This window comes from Paenibacillus nanensis (genome assembly GCF_003583765.1).
In the GTDB taxonomy this organism is placed as follows: Bacteria; Bacillota; Bacilli; order Paenibacillales; family Paenibacillaceae; genus Pristimantibacillus; species Pristimantibacillus nanensis.
Genome location: NZ_QXQA01000009.1, coordinates 1 through 19,690, shown reverse-complemented (window position 1 = coordinate 19,690; position 19,690 = coordinate 1). Strand labels below are relative to the sequence as shown.

Below are 19,690 nucleotides of genomic sequence, written 5' to 3'. Positions count from 1 at the left end.
GGGCCGATCCTTTATTTTTGTACCTTACCTGTGCCTTTTGGATATTCGGTCACTTGGACGGCGCTGTTCTCCATCTCATATTCGACGGTCGCTTTCGCGTAGACATCATCACCGTACATGACGAATGCATAGACCTTATTTACGCCAACCACATCGCCCCAATTACGCTGAACGAAATCGTTCATAAAGGCTGCTTTCCTATCCTTGCCCCAAGCGTTGAACTGCTCGACATGCTCTTCGGTCGCAAGGTCGATAAACATCATCGCCTCCGTTGTCTCCAGATCAAAATCGTTGTAGTAATACCCGTCAACGAAGCTATAGTCCGCATTGCGGGTCAGCGTCTTCATTGTTGAATCATCGGTGACGGGCGGCTCAGCTTCCCCGTAAAACTCGTCATTGACCCAATACCCGGCATTGCTGAAGGAATGGTTGTCGTGTTTAATAAAGCCGTATCCGTCCATCGTATCATAGTAGACCTCTCCGATATACCGGGATCCATCCTCAAAGTAGTAGATGCCTACCCCTGTAATATGTCCGAACTGGAATTGGCCCCGATAGTACAGCTCGCCGTCTGGGGTATACGTCGTTCCGTAGCCATGCGGGTTGTTATCATGAAAGTAGCCCTCGTAATCTAGCTTTCCATCGACATACGATTTTCCTTTATATTTTGAATCTCCTTCCCACTCGCCTTCATATTGAAGCTTGCCGTCGTAATAAACCTTGCCTTGGCCGGCAAATAGCCCATCTTCGAAGGAACCGATATAGTAATGGTTTTCGCCAAAATAGTAGGTGCCTTTTCCGTGAGGGGCGCCGCCGCTGAATGATCCGGTATACAGCAGGGAGCCGTCGCTGTTCAGCAGCTTACCCGTGCCTTCCTGCAGGCCGTCCTCGAACGGTCCGGTATAGTAGGTGCCGTCGCCATAGGCGAATGTCCCGCTGCCCTGGAAGCGGTTGTTTTTAAACTCGCCTTCGTAAAAGGAGTTACGGTCCTCCATGTCGTACATTTTGCCGCTGCCTTCGATTATGCCGTTCTCGAAATCGCCTTCATAAAACAGCTTGCCATTGTGAAGCAATCGGCCTTGACCATGCGCTTTGCCATCCTTCTCTTCGCCGAAGTATTCCGTATCGTTCAAATAAAGGTATTCGAAGTTGTACGAAGTCAATGAGGAGCGGATGCTGACGATTCTGTCATCGCCATACCAAGTGACGTGTCTCCCAGTCGCTTCACCGATAAAGCGAAGCGGAACCATCGTATTGCCTTCGATAATCTTTGGAGCGATTGGAAGGGCGATTTGTTGTCCGTTGACATTCGCAACTTTATTATCAATGGTAAGGGAAATTTTTAGCTTTTCTTTTGTACCCGTTGCGGTGCGAGTCGCTTGGTCCCAGCCGACCTCCAGGCCGAATAGCTCAAACAGCTTGCGGAAAGGCACCATGGTGGAGCCGTTGATGATGACTGGATCCTCAGGGAAATCTACAAGTTCGCCGTCCACGAACACTTTGATCGGGAGCGGGTGAGAGGCCATGTCGAGCGGATCAAAGTTCAAATTTAAGATGGCGACATCCTTTTTCTCCAGTTCGCTGACCACATATTGGCCTTCTTCATTTAACGCCTCGACGTCAATGGCCAGGAACAGCAGATTCGGAACCTCCGCAAGCGCGGAGATGTCGAGCTTGTCATGAGCGCCGTTAAAATAGATGTTTTCCAGGAACACGGCTTCCTCCAAGCCTCGCAGGTTCTTAATCGATTCACCTTCCGCGATGTACAGGGATGTCAAAATCGCAACCTCATCCTCCGTTACCTCATCGGATGCAGGAAGCGCAAGCGTCTCCCGTATGACGGCATCCAATCCCTGATCCAGCTCCGTCTTAAATGCGGCTTGCGTGGTGCTCACAGGACCCCATGCGAAGGCTCCCGCAGCGATTGCGCATGCAATCGTCAGTTTGCTTAATTTGTTCAGCAACGATGCTCCACCTTTCAGATGCGAATATAAGGTACACCTCCCATAAATACGCTTTCGCCCTGCAAAATCCTTCCTCCTTAATTGGTCGCCGTGAAATTTATCAGGACTCTGGGACCGGTCGTACAGACCTGTTGTGAAATGTTGATCTTCCACGAATAAGGCGAAAGTTGTATAATCGTGGCAGTCTGGTTTATTTGCAAAGCTGCGGTATGGGGAGGGAGATTCAATGCTAAAGCTTGCCAAAGAGGTGGCCATTGCCGCTGCCTATGAAGCGGGAAAGGCGATAAAGGAACGGTTCGGCGCTTTGTCGCGAATTGAGGAGAAGGATGAGCACGGCGATCTTGTGACGGAAGCGGATACGTTGGCGGAATCGATTATTTTGGCCAAAATACAAGGCGCATTCCCGGAGCATCGCATCCGATCGGAAGAATTTGGAGACAATGAGAACAAGAGCGAGTGGATATGGCTTGTCGATCCGTTGGATGGGACAAATAACTTTGCGGTCGGTCTGCCGGTGTTCGCCGTGTCCGTCACGCTGATGCATCATTCCGTTCCGGTCCTTGCAGTCATCTATGAACCGTTGACAGACCGGATGTACACTGTCGTTGAGGGCGAAGGCGCGGCCTGTAACGGCAAAGCAATCGCGATGCCGGCTGTGAAGCCTCTCAGCAAAGCGAGGGTTGGCTGGATTCAAGGCCATGCGGTACAAAATGCGGAGGATGCTGTCCGCTTGAGACATTATATTGATGTCAGCACGAAGCGGATGTTGAGGTTATGGGCACCGACCTTGCAATGGTGTATGCTCGCCAGAGGAGATCTGGACGGCATCATCGTCTACAACTCGGATGGCGAGGATTTATACTCCGGGTTGTTACTGGCCCAAGAAGCAGGCGCGGCTATCGTGGATTTTGAAGGGAATCCATTTACCGGCGCGACAAGCCGGCCTTATCTGATCGCATCTCATCCGGACCATACCGGTTATTTCTTGACGATGGTTCGTACAGGAATGAGGCAATCCTAACGGTTGGGCGGCATACTATTTATAGTTGAAGGGAAATTTGGGTATGGAGCTGCTGCGGGAAATCTATGAACGGGAGCTTGGGATCAGCGGCCGCGATAACAGCTCGAGGAGGCACGGAACGAGCGTCTGGCTTAAGCGGATTGCCCGCTTCGTTATTTTTAACGTTAGAGAAGAGGTTGCCCTCCTGCATATTGCAGACGGCGATTATTATGAGCTGCCTGGAGGGGAGCTCGAAGCTGATGCCGCAGAGGAAGCTATGCTTAGGGTCATGCGTGAATTCGGAATATCCGCCACTGCAGCAGGCGGAATCGGGCTTGTTATGGAATACCGGGATGAGCATGAGCTTCTGCAGTTTTCCTATGGATTCCTTGCTGAGACGGCGGATGAGACGGGGCCTGAGCACGAGGACGCCTATCAAGAGGGAGCGCTGCGATGGTTGAAGCTGAAGGACGCGATTGCCTTGCTGCAAGGCCATGGGACGGATTCGTACGAGGGGAAATTTAGTCAAGCGCGCGATTTATGTTTTTTGAAGCAAATTAGGTAGGAAAGGAGCGGATGAATGATGACTGCTGCGCTCCTAGGCAGTTTTATCTCTGCTATGGCGACGGTGCTGGGCGCGGTTCCGCTGCTGTTCGTCCGGTCATTGTCGGAGAAATGGAAGGATATTCTAATTGCATTCACAGCCGGCATCATGGTATCAGCCTCGACCTTCGGGCTGCTGCCTCAATCTTTGAATGAATCGGGACTATTGCCGCTGACGATCGGTCTGATCGTTGGTGTCGTAATCCTGGACCTGCTTGAGAAAAATATTCCGCATATCGATATTGAGCAAAAAAGGGGCATTAGCTCCTTTGATTCGAAATCATTGCTTGTGATGTTCGCTTTATTCATCCATAATATACCCGAAGGTCTCAGTACCGGCTTCAGCTACGCCAGCGTCAACGAAGGGCTGGGACCGATGGTCGCGATCGCGATCGGCGCTCAGAATATGCCGGAAGGGCTTGTCCTTGCCGTCTTTCTAACCCAGTCCAAAGTCAGCAAGCTGAAGCTGATGCTGATTGTAACGGCAACCGGATTGATGGAGGTCGTGTCAGCGGTCGTCGGATATTTTACAGCGAGTTATATTCAGTCCCTTATCGGCTTCGGGCTCGCGTTCGCATCCGGGGCGATGCTGTTCATCGTTTATAAGGAGCTTATTCCGGAATCGCACAGCCATGGCTATGAGCGTCCAGCTACGTATTCGTTTATTATCGGACTGCTCATTATGATCTATATTAGTTACTTCTTCAGCTAAGAGAAAAACGGAGTATGACGGCATTCGGGCCGGCCGTACTCCGTTTTTGCTTTCTAGTTCGCCGGCTTCTCGCTGTTGCGCGCTTGCTTCGGCGAAGCCTGGCTGTCGTCCGCCAGCTTGTCGCCGAACTGGTCGAGCCGCGATGGGCTGGATGCCGGACCGTTATTTTTAGGCTTGTTGTTTCTTCCGGTCAATGCGATCACCTCCAACTCTGTTAGCATGAGCTGGGAGCTTTATTTTATGCAGGTTTGGAGCTTAGGAGAGAGGCGTTTCCCGGTAGTAGATAACCGTCGCATGCAGCTCTCCGTCAGCCGACCTTGCGAAACGCGGGATTTGTCCGGCCTCGCGGTATCCAAGCGACCGATACAACAGGTTAGAAGGATCGCCTGCGCGAGTATCCAGGATGAGCAGGGTTCTGTTCTCGGCTTCAGCCTGCGCATGGGCCGTGTTCATGAGCCGTCTCGCGACGCCGTTCCTGCGCTGATCCGGCCGCACCATCAGCTTGGCGATTTCCGCCCGATGGGCGGCGTTGCGTTTCATCGCAAGCTGTAGCTGGACGGTGCCGACGATTTCGCCATTGCGAAAGGCCGCCCATAAATACGTTCCCGGCTCGATAACCGTTCGCCAGTAGGCAGCCGCCTCTTCTAGGGTGAGGGGCGGAAGAAAGCCGACGGATGCGCCATCTTCGACGACGGATACAAGCAGTTGTGACAATTCGGTCAAATGCTGTTCGTTCATTTCATGCATTTGCGCGATCATGATCGTTTCGTTTCCCGTTCTCATGATGATTACAACATCCCGATCTTTCTTAGAATCGATTTGGCGAGAGGCAGCTGCTTCTTCGCCAATTTGGTGATGCGTTTCGAACTCCCTTTGACGAAATCGCCTCGACGGACCCGCGCGTTCCAATCGGCCTCACGTTCTTTCCATAATTGCTCGTGTACGTATTCATGATTCAGCATTGTTATCATCTCCATTTATTTCTTGTTGCCTTTATTATGCGCTCGCTAAAAGGGTATAAAAAGTGTATAATCTGATTTATTAATTTCCCCTTTTACAAAACTTCCCTTTGGGAGAGGAGGAGTTTGTTCGTATGGTCAGTGATGAACGGTATTTGATGCTGTATAGCAAAATCGCGGAACCGCATGGCAACGGCAAACCGATCGAGGTGTCGCTCGACGGGCTGGCTGAGGCTTTATACTGTACGCAGCGGAATGTGAAGCTGATTGTGCGGAAGCTGGAGGAGGAAGGCTATATTGAGTGGCACGCCGGCCGCGGCAGAGGCAATCTTTCGAAGATGACGTTTCTATTTCCGAAGGAGCGGAAGCTGCTCGAGCTCGCCCAGCATTACGCTACCAAAGGGGAATATAAGCAAGCCTTCGAAGCGATCGACCGGTATGGCGAAGGGACGGGAGTCCGGCATCAGTTCGTGGAATGGATGAACGGGCACTTCGGTTATCGCACGGAGCTGATCGATGATACAGAGGCCGATATTTTGCGGTTGCCGGTATACCGACCGATTCTGACGCTCGACCCGAAGGATGTGTATTACGCTTTCAGCGCTCATATGGTGAAGCAGCTGTTCGATTGCCTCGTGCGTTACGATAGAGAGGCTCATAAAATCGTGCCTGCGCTTGCTCATGCATGGGAGCATGACGGCACCGGCAAGGAATGGACGTTTTATTTGAGGAAGGGTGTGCAATTCCATCACGGCAGAGAGCTTGCCGCGGAAGATGTGCTATTCTCGCTGGAGCGGCTGCGCGGCTCGACGCCGTCAGGATGGTTCGTAAGAGGAATTGAGGAAGTGGTGCGTAAAGGCCCGCGGAAAGTGACCATTAAGCTGAAATCGCCCAATTGGTTGTTTCCCCGGTATTTATGTTCAGCCGGGTTGTCGATCGTACCTCATGAGCTTGTGCAGCAGGACGAAGACTTTTGGAAGCATCCTGTCGGCACGGGGCCTTTCCGATTCGTCGATTGGCAGTCGGATCGGTTTATTATGGACGCGAATCCTCACTATTTCCTAGGCCGCGCTCATCTGGACGGCGTTGTAATCGTCAACATGCCGGAGGATACGGTTATTTTCGCCAAACGGTGGGAGCAGCTGCTGGTCAATCATGAGATTCGGGAGCTTCATCCTGAACAGGGCTGGATGAAGGAGGAGTATGTCTGCAACGGCTGCAGCTTGTTAACCTGGAATATGCGCAAAGCCGGGCCGCAGCGCTCTGAGCAATTCCGGAAGGCGGTTGACCTGTTAATTGACCGAAAGCGTATCATTCAAGAGCTTCAGGAGGACCGGATTTATCCGGCCAGCGGTTTCTTCCCGAGCGAGGAATCGTATCGCCAGGCGACTTGTCCGGATGTGCGGAAGGCGTTAAAGCTTCTGGAAGAGTCAGGCTACCAAGGCGAAACCGTTCGAATCGGCACCTACGGCATTCATTTGCAGGATGCGGAGTGGATGAAGAATGAGTTAAGCCTGTACGGCATTAACGTTGAAATTCAGGCCGAAACCTGGTTGACCATTCGAAGGCGGGCCGTCATTGACGAGGTCGACTGCTTCCTGTATTGCGTCGTTTTTGCAGAGGATGAAGTATGCATGATCGAGCTGTTCGAGCAGACGGGAAGCTTCCTGCGCGAGCATCTGGATCCGGAGCTGCTGGAGTGGATCGGCAGCAAGATCGAAACGGCGCTCGCCTTGAAGGACCCTGAGGAACGCTGGAATGAATGGATGAAGATTGAGCGGCGGCTGAAGGAAGGGACGCATATTTTGTTCCTTCTGCATAAGAAGCTCAATACGTTTCATAACCCACACATTAAAGGAGTTGCGGTCAACTCGCTCGGATGGATTGATTTTAAGGATGTGTGGGTGGAAGAGGATTCAGCCGAAAAAGAACAGCTCGTGCTTTTACGAAATACGCCGGTTCATGTGTAAGATGGAATCATACAAAATTTCATGTAATAGGGCAGCATTTGCTGCCTTTTTTCTTTGATCTATAACTATTTCCTTCGAAAAGACGTTACTGATATATACAATTTCGAGGAGGTGTTTGGATGCGTAAGTATGCGATCGGATTCATTTGCGGCGTTACGCTGGCGACAGCAACGACCGTGTACGCGGGCGATACCATAAAAGCGGCCATATTTCCCGTCAAGTACGAGGTGAACGGCAAAAATGTCACGCTGCCAGACGGGTATGAAACGTTGATTTATAATAACCGCGCTTACGTCCCCGTTCGTTTCGTCGCAGAAGCGTTAGGAACGGTTGTCATTTATAATCAAGCAGCGGGAACGATACGGCTAGATGACGGGTTTTCGATGCGCAGTATTTCAAGCGATTTACGAGGGGGATATGTTCAGACGCGCAAGATAGGCAGTAGGACGAAGGTTACGGCTCAGTTGTACGCAGGTCCAGCCTACTGGGAGTCTCTCTATACCAGTAAGATATCATTAGAGCCGAAGAGTCATGTGACGATCACGGCTAATCTATCCTTTTATGATGAGGAAGGGAAGCTGCTGGCCAAATTGCCGGTGAGCGTGTCATGCAAGGCTGATGGCGATCAATTGCTTAACGTGGAGGCGGAGACGGCAGCTGATCTTTCGGACTATGCGTTTGTTTCGCTTGAAAACGTAGAGCCGGAACCGATTTATGCGTTCTTGCCTCCGGATCTCCCTTATGTGGATGCAACCGGGTCGCTTGCTCTTGGGCAGACGGACGCGATGCCGAGCGGAGAATTCACCAAAGTGCGCGTCCATTACGCCGTATTGAAGGAAGGCTATTACCGGTTTGAAGCCGAGCTTATCTATTATGACGAGAAGGGGAGCAAAATCGGAACGGCAGCTTTGAACGCAGAAGGAGCGGGCACGGGAATCTCTCCCGACCAGGCCGGAAAGCATTCCATCTATTCATTGGAGACGGTCGGGCGAGGAGATTTCACTAAAGCGGACAGAATAGAGGTTTCAGTGAAAAAAATGGAGAAGGTAACGACGAAATGAAATCACAATAGAATTAGGCCTCCTGTCCATATCGGGAACAGGAGGCCTTGCGTTTATTGCTGCGGTTGCTCGCCAGGGACATTCACTTGGAACGTAACGCCGAATTTATCTTTCACAATGCCGTACAAAGGGCTCCAGTCCGTCTTCTGGAGAGGCATGACCACTTGTCCGCCGTCTTCCAAAGCGGAAAAAATTTCTCTGGCTCTTGCCTCTTCCTCAGGATGGATGGCAATCTGGACGGTGTCGCCGCCTGGCTGATAAGGCATGCCAGGGAACGTGTCGGAGAACATAAGCTCCGTGTCGCCGACTTTCAACAGCGCATGCATGACGCGGTCCTTCATCTCTTCCGTCACAGGATGGTTCGGGTCAGCCGGCATATCACCAAAGGTCATTATTCCCAATACTTGTCCGCCTAGCGCCTTCTCGTAGAAATGGACCGCTTCTTTCGATCTGCCATCGAAAGTCAAATAAGGGTTCATACGGATCGACATCCTCAACAGCTCCTTTGGAATAAATTGGACAACCTCATTCATTATACACCAAAACGAAGCGGAACAAACCCTTTTTACGAACAATTGATCTTATTTGCACGATCCGGTAACTCCTTGCATGGCTATCGATTTGTCGTATGGCTATTATTCGAGTACTTGAAGATCACCCAAACATAGAGAATGCCGATCATAATAAAAACGAAAAGAAACCCAAAATGAAAATAGCGCTGAATGTTCGGTCGCAATATCCATAACGGCGGTGAGTTTGCGTTCCAAGAGTTTGGCATGTCGTGATCAAACGGATGAGCTTGATACGTAATTGCCCACGTCATACCCGCATTTATAAGCGGTTTCCGCTATCGAGAACTCGCCGCTCGCCAGCAAATTTTCCGCGTTGTTAATACGGACCCAGTTGATGTATGCATTGACAGTTGTGCCGGTATGCTTTTTAAAGAGCGTTCCGAAGTAAGACGGGTTGGGGCCGACAAGGCTTGCCAAATCCTTTACTTGAATCGGAGCGCTGTAGCTCTCGTGAATAACCTCAGCGCTTTTTTGATGTGAATATCTTCATTTTCAGACGTATCTGTATAAACGAACAGTTGAAAATACTTATGCAGTATGTTTAGAAATATCGCGCGGACTTTCATAGGGTAACGGCTACCTTCAAAAACCATGGCGGTTCGTTTTCGCCATGGTTTATTATTTAACGAAGTGAAATGGTGTAACTTCATTGCGATTACTGACGTCACTCTTATAGCTGGAAAAATATTCAACGATCCGGTTTAATAGTTAACATAATTATTATTACGGAAACTAGTGGGTGATCCGATGGATGACAAAGGAATAAACGGGATGAAGTATTGGGTTAAGCTGAATCTGGTGAGCGCAGCGTTTGCGCTGCTGCCGTTCCTTGGAACCGAGCTCTTAGTCAATGTGTACCGTATTAGCAGGTTAACCGGCATTCCGCTTGGTAAGGTGAATTCGTCCGTTAATATGACAATAGTCGTGAGCAGCGTATTGGCGACGATTTTGTTTGTATGGGTTGTTTGTCGAATCTTGCAAGGAAGGCTCATGAGCTTCTTCGCCGTTATTTTATGGATCCCTTATTATGTATTGTACGTTTTTCTATTCGCACTCTTGTTCCCCATTGCAGAACGCGCGGATGATCCGAATCCCGCGACCGGACTTCTTCTCATGTCGGGTTTGATCGTGTATCCTTTTTATTTGGCTGGCATTCTTGCAGTCGGAACCTTCCGCAAATGGGGAAGACGTTGATCTGCTTTTGTCTATCCATCGAATGTACCTTCCTAGGAACATGTTCCCGTAAAAATAGGAGACAATAGGGGGAGGGGGAATGAATATGTCGGAAGGAAGCAATACGGCATGAGTCTCGGCATCGTTGTCGTGGAAGTTTGCGACCGCAACGCGATTGCTTTGGAGGATTTGGAACGATTGGAGACAACGTATCTGGAAGTCGCCGTCATGCGAACGAATTGCCTCAACATGTGCAACCTTTGCCGGGCGAGACCTTATGCTTTGGTTAACGGGAAGCGGGTTTTCGCCAAAACGTCTGAGGAATGCTTGGAAGAGGTTGAGAAGCTGATCCAAGAGGAACTGCGGGACTTTTATGGGTAATATGAGAAATCGCTCTCGCCAAGCAAGGTGACGGGCGATTTTTGACGTGCTCATTCTGCGATGTTTGTTATAATCTTTCTATTCATCACGAAAATATTGAATGTTTTTCGATTTAGATGACGTCTACTTCATAGAGGAGGGAGAAGATGACGGATTCGCTGGAAAGAGAGCTTGTACGCCAATCTGGATACGGGGATCAACAAGCTTACACGAAGCTGGTTCGGAAATATTCCAACGTCATTTATAGTATTGTCTTTAGTGAGGTTTCGGATTTTTATTTCGCGCAAGATATCGCCCAGGAGTGCTTTGTTAAAGCGTGGTTCAAGCTCGATCAGCTTCAGGATGAGAACAAGTTTGGCGCATGGATCGTCAGCATCGCCAAAAATCTATGTAAAGACCATGTTAGAAAAAAACGGTTTTTTGAACGTCCGCTTGGCGAAGCAGAGGGTATTGCTGCTGATGATTCGCTGGATGAAATGGTCAATCGCCAGTTTGACCGCAATAAGGTGTGGCGCGCATTCGAGGTGTTAGACGAAAAATACCGCACCCCGACCCTTATGTACTATATTAGCGGATATAAAGCCAATGAAATTAGTGATTTACTTGGAATCCCTTTGCGGACCATCGAGACTCGGATTAGAAGAGCCAAAAACCTATTAAAACAGGAGCTGATTGATTTGGCCGAACAAGGCGCATCCGAAATTAAGCTTGGCGAAGAATTTGTCGGGAAGGTCAAAGCAAGGATTAAAAACGCTCTGCAAGTGAGATTAGTGAAGAACCTCAAAGCATCTATCCAATATTATCATAAAATTCTCGGCTTTACCGTGGATGACTGGGGCCATGCGGAGCGTGAGGGCATAGGCTTCTTACTGCTGCAGGCGGAAAGTCCGGAGCAGGTGCGTCCTAATGGTATACCGGCAAAGAGCAGTTATCCGCAAGGGTGGACGGGGCCGCCGACAAGCTGGGATACCTATGCCTACTCCGACTTCAATGGCGTTCAATCGCTTTATGAAGAATTTACGGCAAAAGGGGCAACGATTGCATACCCTCCTCAAATCGAGGTTATGGGAGACAGAAAGTGGAAGGAATTCGCCGTAAAGGATTTAGACGGCTATGTCATTGTATTTGGCGGAAGCAATTGAGTACAATGGATATTAAGGTTAAGAAACCCGCATACATGCGGGTTTTCTCGCGTTCGGGCGAAAATATCGCATTTCAGGACATATGTCCTTTTCTATTCGGCAAGGATAGCTTTTAATGAGAGAAGATGTGAAGCCGAAGGAGAGAGAGAAATGAAAGGGTGGATATATGCTGTGCTTGGCGGCGGATTCATTGCGCTGCAAGGGGCGGCAAACTCGCGAATCAGCGAAGGAATCGGGACTTGGCAAGCGGCGACGCTTACTCAATTTACGGGATTCGTGACGGCGCTGATCATCGCGCTATTCGTTGGAGGCGGAAGCTTTAAGGATCTCAAACAGGTAAAGCCGTTATATTGGTTTGGCGGGGCGTTCGCGGCAGCTGTCATTTACAGCAATGTAACGGCCATTCAAAGCGTCGGACTGACCTTAACGGTTGCCGCCGTATTAATCGCTCAGTTAGCGATGACGTTCCTAATCGAGAGCCGCGGATGGTTCGGGATCGTCAAGCAAAAGATGGGGCTGCCGCAGTTTATCGGAATCGCGATGATGATTGCGGGCGTTATTGTTCTTAAATCTTAATGAAAGAAGCGAAAGCACGATGAGTGAGACGCAATTATCGGAGCAGCTCCGCTATTATATCCAGCTGCACCAGCTTCATCGCATACTTCCCGAATCGTTATATCCGCATTTGGCAGTCTGCGAATTCGAGCAGGGGGAGCCGATCTGTACGCAGGGAGAGATTTCGCGTTATCTTTATATTTTAGTAAAAGGAAAAATCAAAATTTTTAATACGTCAACGGAAGGCAGGACGCTTGTCGTCTCCTTTAAAACACCGCTGGAACTGATCGGTGACGTCGAATATGTTCAAGATATTGAAATCATTAATACGGTTGAGGCGGTATCGCCTGTTGTTATGATTCGCGTGCCATACCGGTCTTTGAAGGAGCACGGAAGCGATCACGCGCCGCTGCTTCGGTTTTTGCTGGACATAATTACCCGGAAATTCAGCTTGAAATCTCAATTCATGAGCTTCAATCTCATATACCCCGTTGAGGTGCGTCTGGCCAGCTACCTGCTGTCCGTCTCCTTTGACGAAAATGATACCGGGTTTCAAGGGAAGCTTCGAACCTCCGGTTTAACGGATGCGGCCAATCTGATTGGGACCAGCTATCGTCACTTGAATCGGGTTCTCCGGAAGTTTGCGGAGGAGGGGCTAATCGAAAGGAACAGGGAATACATCCGTGTGCTCGATCGGGAGGCACTGCGGGAACGAGCCAACCAGAACATTTACGAGCAGAAGCCGGAGAGGATAGATTAAGATGTGGCACGGACTATTATTAGCCGCATTCGGCGGCGCCCTTGTCGGGATGCAAAATATTTTTAATAAAAGAGTCGGCGAACGGGCAAGCTCATGGACAACGACGACTTTAGTGCTCGGAATGGGCTTTGCCGCTTCGTTACTTATGGGATTGTTAACGGAGGGAGGACAGCTTTTTCATCTGCAGCATATGAAGCTGTGGTACGGATTCAGCGGCATGATAGGCGTTGGCGTCGTTGTCTGCATTACGCAGGCGACCAAGCTGCTAGGTCCGACGTATGCCACCTCAATCGCGCTTATTTCGCAAATTAGCTTCGCATTATGGTGGGATACGCAAGGGTGGATGGGGCTGGAGAAAGTGCCGTTCACGCTGAATCAAGCGGCAGGCGTTCTGATCATCATATGCGGGATTCTCATGTTCAAATTCGGCGACCGTATGAACATGCTAGGGGGACTCTTCCGTGTAAAACGGCTTGAAAAAGAGTAAGCGCCTGTCCGGATGAGCAGGTGGACGAGCGCTTTTTTGTCCCAATATTTAGAAACCTTTCATCACCATCAAGTATAGAATGACGATCGGAAGAAGCGTCGCGATCGTGCCGCAGATGGCCCAAGACCGCGACGCTTCGCGGTATGACTTCGATATTGTGCCTTCGGCCATACACTCCTCGCTGATCCGGATCATTCTCCGCTGCAGCGGAATAAGGGCAGCACCCCATATGATGCCGGTGATCGCAAATAGCACAAGTGACAGCGTCAGCCAGTTGAGTCCCGACAATGACATGCCGGCGCGTTCAGCCATAATGCTTCCCGAGACGACGATCAGAACGAGACCCGGGATGGTGAACGCGTAATCGGCAAGCATCACATTGCGGGCCGCTGCGTTGATCACAGCTGGATTGCCGCTTTGATCCGCGCGAATTTTCCAAAAGGCAGCCGTAACGATATTGCCCACGGCAAGCAAAACCCCGACTAAATGTACAAGCAGCCATCCGTTCATCTCTATAGCATCCTTTCTAAGTCAATGATTTGGATTGTAAGATTTGAATCATAAGCGATGTTAAGTCTTCCGCCTGGAATGGGGAGGACTGGAGCGGGATCGTGCTTCGCATTCGAAGACCGAGGGTCATGACGACGAAAAGGTCGGCCGTTTGGGCTGCGTCAACCGAGGCGGGGATGACGCCATGCCGCTGCCCGGTCTCGATCCACTGCCGCGAAAGCGAAACGGACCGTTCGTAATAGATGCGCAATGCCTCCGCAACGATCGGTTCATTCTCCTTGCCCAGCAAGTACATAAGCACTTTGTTTGTAACATCCTGCGGTCTTCCGTAAGCCATGATGCTATCTGTAATTTTCTGCATCGGGCCGTCGAAGTTTTTGGGACCTTGTTCGACCTCATCCATGAACCGCGCATTTGTTTCTTCTAAACGTTTCTGCAGCAGCCAGACGAATATCTCGTCTTTACTTTTTACATAATGAAAGATCGCGCCCTTGGATAAGCCGGAGCGTTCCATAATATCCTTCATGGTAATGCCGTTGCAGCCTTTCTCCTGTACCAGCGCTTCCGTTGTCTCAAGCAGCAGGCGAACAGTCTGCTCTCTGCGTTCCTCTTGCTTCACGTTTTCCCCTCCGAAATTAAAAGATGCCAAACTGAATGATATTAACTCCATTATAAATACCGACCATCGGTTTGTAAATAGGAAGATTTGTGTCGCTACCGTATTTTCGTGAATAGGATGGCAATACTTATCCTAATCTAGCGAATATAGGAGGCTGAACATGGCAGAGGATCACAAAATAACGATAAAAGTGAATGATAATGGCTCATTTCGGGTGACGGGACCGGTTGAGCTGGTGGATGCGGAAGGCAACTCGTTCGAGCACAAGGAGTCGTTCTCGCTTTGCAGATGCGGAGGGTCGGGCAACAAGCCGTTCTGCGACGGCACGCATAAATCGATAGGCTTCCAAAGCGCGCCAAGAGCGAAATAGAAGCATGCTTTGACGGTGAAGAGAAGGAGCAGCGTGCCTGGATTGGGCTGCTGCTCCTTGTTTCATTCTACAATTCGGCTTCCTTGATGAGCCGTTTCACCATGGAGTGAAGGTTTAGAACCTTCAAATTGAGCTCCGGCTTTTGATTTAGAAACACGATGACGCCGGATTTGTTATCGGGATTGAACAAAACGATTGTAAAGATACCGGGATCGGAGCCCCCGTGGCCGATCGCCTGGCCTTGAACAGCGTTTTTCAAATAGATCTCCTCCGGCACGGAGTAACTCCAGCCGAGAGCCTGTTTGCCGCCGTTCGACTGAGGTTCGAGCATCAAATCAATGGTGGGCTGTGATAAAATCGCTCCGTTTTCACCTTGTCCGCTGTTCATGACAGCCAGAACAAACGCCGCAAAGTCAGAAGCGGTCGTCTTCAAGCCTCCATCCGGGTAGGTTGGAAAGGAGTAGGGAACTATGGGTTTGCCTTCGGATTCATAAAGGGTGGCCAGCTGCTCGCTGTTTTCTATATCCTGGTGCAGCCATTTCGTGCTTGTCATCCCGATCGGGTCAAAAATATGAGTCTGTGAATAGTCAGGAAACGGCGTCTTGGTTATCACTTCTACCAAATAACCTAGGAGTCCGTAGCCGATGTTGCTGTAGGTAAATGCAGTTCCCGGCTCATTCGCCGTAAAATTTTTCTCCTCATCGTACCACTTGCCATCCGGCAGCAGAAACTGTTTCATAAACGTTTCCAGACTAATGGGTGAGTCTCCGCCTCCGCTATGCGTTGTATAAAGGGTTTCATATACCTCCCAATTGTTCTCTATGCCGGAGGTATGGCTGAGCAGCATGCGGAACGTAATTGGCGTGTCGGGATATTTCGGATGAACGACGCGGAAAGGCAAATAATCGTTAATGTCATCATCCAGTTTGATTGTTCCGTTCTCGACGAGCTGCATGACGGCCGTTGCCGTTATCGTTTTGGATACGGAGGCAATTTGGAACATCGTCTCATCGGTAACCGGCTCGTCATTCTCGCTATCGGCGTAGCCGTAATGGATGAGTCGGTCTACTTTATTATCCTTAAGGATGGCGATAGACGCGCCGGTCAGTCCGGATTTTTTCATTTTTGCTTCAACGAATTCGTCGAGATCTTTAGGGTTGGAAAAGTCGATCTGCACGACGACTAGCACCGCGATGGAAAGAATAACGACCCCAACGATACCGCCGATTATTTTCCATACGCGACCTCTTTTTCGTTTTTCTTTCATTTTCTCCCCACCAATCCTTTTTCTATTTGCGATTCCTACCCTAATTTACCAGAATAAGTGAGGATATCAGTCCAGTCAGAGGTCGTGTTTTTGTTGCGACTTAGGTCGGGTTTTGGCGGCACTACGTTCATTTTGGGTGGTATTATTTCAGTTCACCATTGCGGTGAGCTCGTAACGTTATTATGATTGTAGTAATGAGGTGGTGGAAAAGATGAACATTCGAAAGCTGATGCCGGGTGAAACGCCTCCGATGGAGCTGCTGCTCGATGCGGACCCTTCGCAAGAGCTGGTGGAGGAGTATATCGGAAGAGGAGAATGCTATATTGCGGAGGAAAACGGACGAGTCATCGGCGAGTATGTGCTTATTCGGACCCGGCCCGACACTGTCGAATTAGTCAATATTGCCGTTGCGGCGGACAAACAGGGGCAAGGTATGGGGAAGAAGCTGGTTCTTCACGCGATTGAGCAAGCTAAATTGCAGGGCTTTAAGACGATTGAGGTAGGCACGGGCAATTCCGGAGTGACCCAGCTCGCGTTGTATCAAAAATGCGGATTCCGGATCACGGGAGTTGATCGGGACTTTTTTATCCGGCATTATTCCGAGCCTATCTACGAGAACGGAATCCAGGTCATCGATATGGTACGGTTATCACAAGATTTATAAGAAATAAGCTGTTTTCGGTTGAAGGCAGCGTTTATTGGGAGTTGTGAAAATCTTCACATGTTTCGATGCTTTGATAAAGTGATGCTTGATATAAGCTAAATGAATCGACGCTTGAACATTGGCATCTGGTCCGATGTATGCCCGGATTGTTAATCGCTAAAGTAACAAATTCTAATAAATCGATGTGATAAAGGCTATGGATGAAATGTACCGTTTGTAGTGAAAGCTAAATTTAAGCAATCGACCGGGATATTGAACGCAATATCTAAATAGAAATCGTTCAAGGATGAACGAAATCAATTCTAACAAGCAGGATTCAATTGATTGTAATTAACATGCAATCAAGATTGATCATGGGTGTAAAGCTTACACAAATCTAAAGCTTGTATGTCGAAGTCACGAATTAGTTTGAATTGTTTAAGAAGTGAATTGAATGAGATAAATGCAATGAAACAACAAAGAAAAAAAAGCAATGAAACAACTAAGAAGCAAGTATGACAACAAATAATTACGTTAGAAATAGCATCTAGGTAAAGCGAGAGTTCAAGGATACAAATCAAATGATATTGGCTATTCCAAGAATCGTTCCTTAATACTTTTTCACAAAACTCGTATTTTGTACATATGTCTATAAGCAGAGATGACGTCATTTCTGTGTATCTTCGATTCGATTATTGTCGGATGACAAGAACTTTAGGACATAAATGACAAGATCTATATCGTTAACGTAATGAAGCTACCGATCGGCTCCGGCAGCTTCAACTTGGTCGTTTATTCGTCGTTTCTCAATAACGCAACAGTTACGCGCACTCCTGGATTACTGCCGGATGTTAAAGAATATGCTTGGTCAACTCATATAATTTAAGTGCGTCCTTCTTGCTAAGCGTCGGAAGATTGAGATCAACTGGCTTGGTCCGATCCCAGGCAATGAGGGGCTGGGATGGAGGATTATCCATCAGTTTAATGATCGGTTGAATACTCCTCTCCACCGGCTGTGCGAAGAGCTTGCCCATTACCCGCAATATTCCTTTGAAAGGCTGGGCCAAATGATTCGTGCCGCTATGGGTATAACCGGGATGGCTAAGAATGAAACGTATCTTCCCAAATTTGTGGTTCTCGGCATAGGCAACCCCTAGTAGATCATTTGCCCGTCCTCCCTGCAGAGTCGCCTTCAGCAGACCATACCCCTGTTGAAGTGTCAGGTCATCGTAATGAATGACTCCCTTCGTCATTCCAGTGCCTCCGATACTTACAATGACCGGCCGAGTCCCCCTCTCCAACAATTCCGTCAAACCATAACTCAGAATAAATCGGCTGACATAATAAAGTGCAAACGTGCTTTCAAAACCATCTGGAGTCAATTTCCGCTTAGGAAATTGTTGCATCGCTGTGAGCACCAGTCCGTCAAGTGACGCATGTCGTTGTTGAACCTCTTGAATGACGCGGCGATTTTCAGACAATGTTAATAGATCGGCTTGAATAAAGGATGCCCGGTCTGCGAAGCCGAGACGTGCAGCCTCATCAAGAAATTCCTTCCCCCGGAGACGGTTGCTTCCGGTCACGGTTACCCTGCTCCCCTGTCTCAAATAGTGAATGGCCAACCCTTTTCCCATGCCCGAAGTACCTCCTGCTATGAATAAGTCCTTCATCCTTCGCACTCTCCTATAAATGAATTGAACTATAATTGTTGACTAGACAACTGTTGTCAATTAGCATGATAATAGGAATATCCTATGTTAATCAATAAGCAAAAGAGTCGATACGTTGTTTAGACAACAATCGATCGAAATTGTATTATTACCAGCAGCGGGAACGCGGGACAAGGAGATGGTGTAGGATGGGTTTAGTGAACCCAAATGACCCTCGCGCGAAGCGAACGAGGAAATATATTCAGAAAGCATTTACGGATTTGCTTGCGGAAATGGACTTCGAAGAGCTCTCGATTCAGGATATTATGGACCGGGCTGAACTAAACCGGGCAACCTTTTATAATCATTATCATGACAAATATGAATTGCTTGAGTTGACCATGAGTGAAGCATTTACGGAGATTCTATATTCAAAGATTCCTCCCGGTACCCGCATGCAAGGCACAGAGTTGTTGCGTAATCTATTGCTGGCGGTCTGTGAGTGGCAGATTGAAATGACGAAGCAGTTGAATGTACGGAGGACCCTGTCGCAAGCAATGGAGGACAACGCCAAGCAACAACTGTGCAATATCATCATCTCATGTATCGCGCAAGTAAAAGACCACTCGGTGGAGGAAAGACGGAGAATTGAATGGGTCTCAACCATGATCAGTTGGTCGATTTATGGGGTGGTTGTGAAGTGGAGTCAGTCGCAGAAAGAACCGGTGGATCAATTCATCGAGCATGTACTGCCCTTCCTAATGTCGAACCTATATACGCTTGATCTGTGATTGTTCGTCGAATGGCCGCATAATGCCTGCGAGGTAGCAGAATCTTAACCACAGCGTTCCCCCAGTTTTTCAATAGCACCAAGATGTCCGAGGGAATGGGTTAAAGTTCATATCAAAAATCGGGAATGAGATAAGATTCTTGTCATTTGCTTTTGACAAGAACTTTACCCATAAAACAAAAAAACCGCGATTTACTCGGACTTTAATGAGGCAGTGCTCTTGTCACCCGACATTTATAATATTGTTACATCGATCATCAAAAATAATAAATTCTAATAGTCCCCATCGGATCGTGTTTTGAACGTAATACGAATCCAACGATGTCTGAAACGAAAACTTTTCTTCAAGAAAAAAGGGCTATCCAACGGATAGCCCCAGGCTGTCGAGAAAGTCTCGACAGCCTTTCATATGTTTAATTATTTTAAGACGACACCGCGTTAATGTTGTATAATATAATTAACAATAACTGAACGGTAGGTGTCGCTGATGCTGCGATCTAATC

At 48.7% G+C, this 19,690-nt stretch carries 24 protein-coding genes; 14 read left to right on the top strand and 10 right to left on the bottom strand.

The annotated features are described in order from the left end of the window. Window positions 1-11: 11 nt before the first annotated feature. Window positions 12-1,964 (bottom strand): copper amine oxidase N-terminal domain-containing protein, encoded by a 1,953-nt coding sequence (locus D3P08_RS14730; RefSeq protein ID WP_162848490.1) that lies wholly within the window; start codon window positions 1,962-1,964, stop codon window positions 12-14. A 226-nt stretch (window positions 1,965-2,190) separates the two neighbouring features. Here D3P08_RS14730 and D3P08_RS14725 point away from each other — a divergent pair, with 226 nt between their 5' ends. From D3P08_RS14725 to D3P08_RS14715, 3 genes are read left to right on the top strand one after another with little or no spacing between them, the layout of a single operon-like run. Beyond that, window positions 2,191-2,985: an inositol monophosphatase family protein gene (locus D3P08_RS14725; protein WP_119600656.1), complete on the top strand. Its 795-nt coding sequence runs from the start codon at window positions 2,191-2,193 to the stop codon at window positions 2,983-2,985. A 43-nt stretch (window positions 2,986-3,028) separates the two neighbouring features. Continuing rightward, a complete protein-coding gene (locus D3P08_RS14720) occupies window positions 3,029-3,529 on the top strand; it encodes a hypothetical protein (protein WP_119600465.1) in 501 nt (166 codons plus the stop codon). A gap of 18 nt (window positions 3,530-3,547) precedes the next feature. Continuing rightward, complete coding sequence (locus D3P08_RS14715) at window positions 3,548-4,279, top strand: ZIP family metal transporter (protein WP_119600655.1); 732 nt, start codon at window positions 3,548-3,550, stop codon at window positions 4,277-4,279. Between the two features lie 53 nt (window positions 4,280-4,332). On the opposite strand, the gene D3P08_RS27310 is transcribed toward D3P08_RS14715, so the two are convergent. The 3 genes from D3P08_RS27310 to D3P08_RS27305 form a co-directional block, all read right to left on the bottom strand. Beyond that, a complete protein-coding gene (locus tag D3P08_RS27310) occupies window positions 4,333-4,473 on the bottom strand; it encodes a hypothetical protein (RefSeq protein WP_162848489.1) in 141 nt (46 codons plus the stop codon). A gap of 61 nt (window positions 4,474-4,534) precedes the next feature. Further along, the gene (locus tag D3P08_RS14710; RefSeq protein WP_420819038.1) at window positions 4,535-5,062 is read right to left on the bottom strand and encodes a GNAT family N-acetyltransferase; all 528 of its coding nucleotides are present in this window, start codon (window positions 5,060-5,062) and stop codon (window positions 4,535-4,537) included. 5 nt (window positions 5,063-5,067) lie between these two features. After that, window positions 5,068-5,241 (bottom strand): hypothetical protein, encoded by a 174-nt coding sequence (locus D3P08_RS27305; RefSeq protein WP_162848488.1) that lies wholly within the window; start codon window positions 5,239-5,241, stop codon window positions 5,068-5,070. A 131-nt stretch (window positions 5,242-5,372) separates the two neighbouring features. Between D3P08_RS27305 and D3P08_RS14705 the strand changes: the two genes are divergently transcribed. Together D3P08_RS14705 and D3P08_RS14700 are read left to right on the top strand one after the other, a co-directional pair. Next, window positions 5,373-7,208, top strand: a complete 1,836-nt coding sequence (locus D3P08_RS14705) for an SgrR family transcriptional regulator (protein ID WP_119600464.1) — start codon at window positions 5,373-5,375, stop codon at window positions 7,206-7,208. A gap of 119 nt (window positions 7,209-7,327) precedes the next feature. Then, window positions 7,328-8,269 carry a copper amine oxidase N-terminal domain-containing protein gene (locus tag D3P08_RS14700; protein ID WP_119600463.1) on the top strand — a complete coding sequence of 314 codons (942 nt, stop codon included), beginning with the start codon at window positions 7,328-7,330 and terminating at the stop codon, window positions 8,267-8,269. A gap of 53 nt (window positions 8,270-8,322) precedes the next feature. Here the strand turns inward: D3P08_RS14700 and D3P08_RS14695 are convergent, their stop codons facing one another. Further along, on the bottom strand, window positions 8,323-8,760 hold the full coding sequence (locus tag D3P08_RS14695) for a VOC family protein (protein WP_119600462.1): 438 nt from the start codon (window positions 8,758-8,760) through the stop codon (window positions 8,323-8,325). Between the two features lie 294 nt (window positions 8,761-9,054). Next, complete coding sequence (locus D3P08_RS28085) at window positions 9,055-9,297, bottom strand: helix-turn-helix transcriptional regulator (protein ID WP_119600461.1); 243 nt, start codon at window positions 9,295-9,297, stop codon at window positions 9,055-9,057. A 315-nt stretch (window positions 9,298-9,612) separates the two neighbouring features. Between D3P08_RS28085 and D3P08_RS14685 the strand changes: the two genes are divergently transcribed. The 6 genes from D3P08_RS14685 to D3P08_RS14660 all read left to right on the top strand — a co-directional run bounded on the left by D3P08_RS14685 (window position 9,613) and on the right by D3P08_RS14660 (window position 13,339). Continuing rightward, on the top strand, window positions 9,613-10,035 hold the full coding sequence (locus tag D3P08_RS14685) for a hypothetical protein (protein WP_147381810.1): 423 nt from the start codon (window positions 9,613-9,615) through the stop codon (window positions 10,033-10,035). Window positions 10,036-10,143: 108 nt separating this feature from the next. Continuing rightward, entirely contained in the window at window positions 10,144-10,395 is a 252-nt protein-coding gene (locus D3P08_RS14680; protein ID WP_119600459.1) for a YuzB family protein, read from the top strand. A gap of 146 nt (window positions 10,396-10,541) precedes the next feature. Beyond that, window positions 10,542-11,537 (top strand): sigma-70 family RNA polymerase sigma factor, encoded by a 996-nt coding sequence (locus D3P08_RS14675; RefSeq protein ID WP_119600458.1) that lies wholly within the window; start codon window positions 10,542-10,544, stop codon window positions 11,535-11,537. Between the two features lie 150 nt (window positions 11,538-11,687). Further along, complete coding sequence (locus tag D3P08_RS14670; protein WP_119600457.1) at window positions 11,688-12,113, top strand: DMT family transporter; 426 nt, start codon at window positions 11,688-11,690, stop codon at window positions 12,111-12,113. 19 nt (window positions 12,114-12,132) lie between these two features. Continuing rightward, window positions 12,133-12,852, top strand: a complete 720-nt coding sequence (locus tag D3P08_RS14665) for a Crp/Fnr family transcriptional regulator (protein ID WP_119600456.1) — start codon at window positions 12,133-12,135, stop codon at window positions 12,850-12,852. Window position 12,853: 1 nt separating this feature from the next. Further along, the gene (locus D3P08_RS14660; RefSeq protein WP_119600455.1) at window positions 12,854-13,339 is read left to right on the top strand and encodes a DMT family transporter; all 486 of its coding nucleotides are present in this window, start codon (window positions 12,854-12,856) and stop codon (window positions 13,337-13,339) included. Window positions 13,340-13,387: 48 nt separating this feature from the next. Here D3P08_RS14660 and D3P08_RS14655 read toward each other — a convergent pair whose 3' ends face one another. Together D3P08_RS14655 and D3P08_RS14650 are read right to left on the bottom strand one after the other, a co-directional pair. Further along, the gene (locus D3P08_RS14655; protein ID WP_119600454.1) at window positions 13,388-13,849 is read right to left on the bottom strand and encodes a DUF2269 family protein; all 462 of its coding nucleotides are present in this window, start codon (window positions 13,847-13,849) and stop codon (window positions 13,388-13,390) included. 16 nt (window positions 13,850-13,865) lie between these two features. Beyond that, on the bottom strand, window positions 13,866-14,468 hold the full coding sequence (locus D3P08_RS14650) for a TetR/AcrR family transcriptional regulator (protein WP_119600453.1): 603 nt from the start codon (window positions 14,466-14,468) through the stop codon (window positions 13,866-13,868). A gap of 160 nt (window positions 14,469-14,628) precedes the next feature. On the opposite strand from D3P08_RS14650, the gene D3P08_RS14645 reads away from it, so the two are divergent. Beyond that, window positions 14,629-14,838 (top strand): CDGSH iron-sulfur domain-containing protein, encoded by a 210-nt coding sequence (locus D3P08_RS14645; RefSeq protein WP_119600452.1) that lies wholly within the window; start codon window positions 14,629-14,631, stop codon window positions 14,836-14,838. Window positions 14,839-14,905: 67 nt separating this feature from the next. Here D3P08_RS14645 and D3P08_RS14640 read toward each other — a convergent pair whose 3' ends face one another. Beyond that, window positions 14,906-16,105, bottom strand: coding sequence for a serine hydrolase domain-containing protein (locus D3P08_RS14640; RefSeq protein WP_119600451.1), 1,200 nt, complete (start codon window positions 16,103-16,105; stop codon window positions 14,906-14,908). Window positions 16,106-16,316: 211 nt separating this feature from the next. On the opposite strand from D3P08_RS14640, the gene D3P08_RS14635 reads away from it, so the two are divergent. After that, a complete protein-coding gene (locus D3P08_RS14635) occupies window positions 16,317-16,769 on the top strand; it encodes a GNAT family N-acetyltransferase (protein WP_119600450.1) in 453 nt (150 codons plus the stop codon). 830 nt (window positions 16,770-17,599) lie between these two features. Here D3P08_RS14635 and D3P08_RS14630 read toward each other — a convergent pair. Beyond that, window positions 17,600-18,382, bottom strand: coding sequence for an SDR family NAD(P)-dependent oxidoreductase (locus tag D3P08_RS14630; protein WP_240647539.1), 783 nt, complete (start codon window positions 18,380-18,382; stop codon window positions 17,600-17,602). A gap of 224 nt (window positions 18,383-18,606) precedes the next feature. Between D3P08_RS14630 and D3P08_RS14625 the strand changes: the two genes are divergently transcribed. Continuing rightward, window positions 18,607-19,188 (top strand): TetR family transcriptional regulator, encoded by a 582-nt coding sequence (locus D3P08_RS14625; RefSeq protein ID WP_119600448.1) that lies wholly within the window; start codon window positions 18,607-18,609, stop codon window positions 19,186-19,188. The last annotated feature ends 502 nt before the right edge of the window (window positions 19,189-19,690 follow it).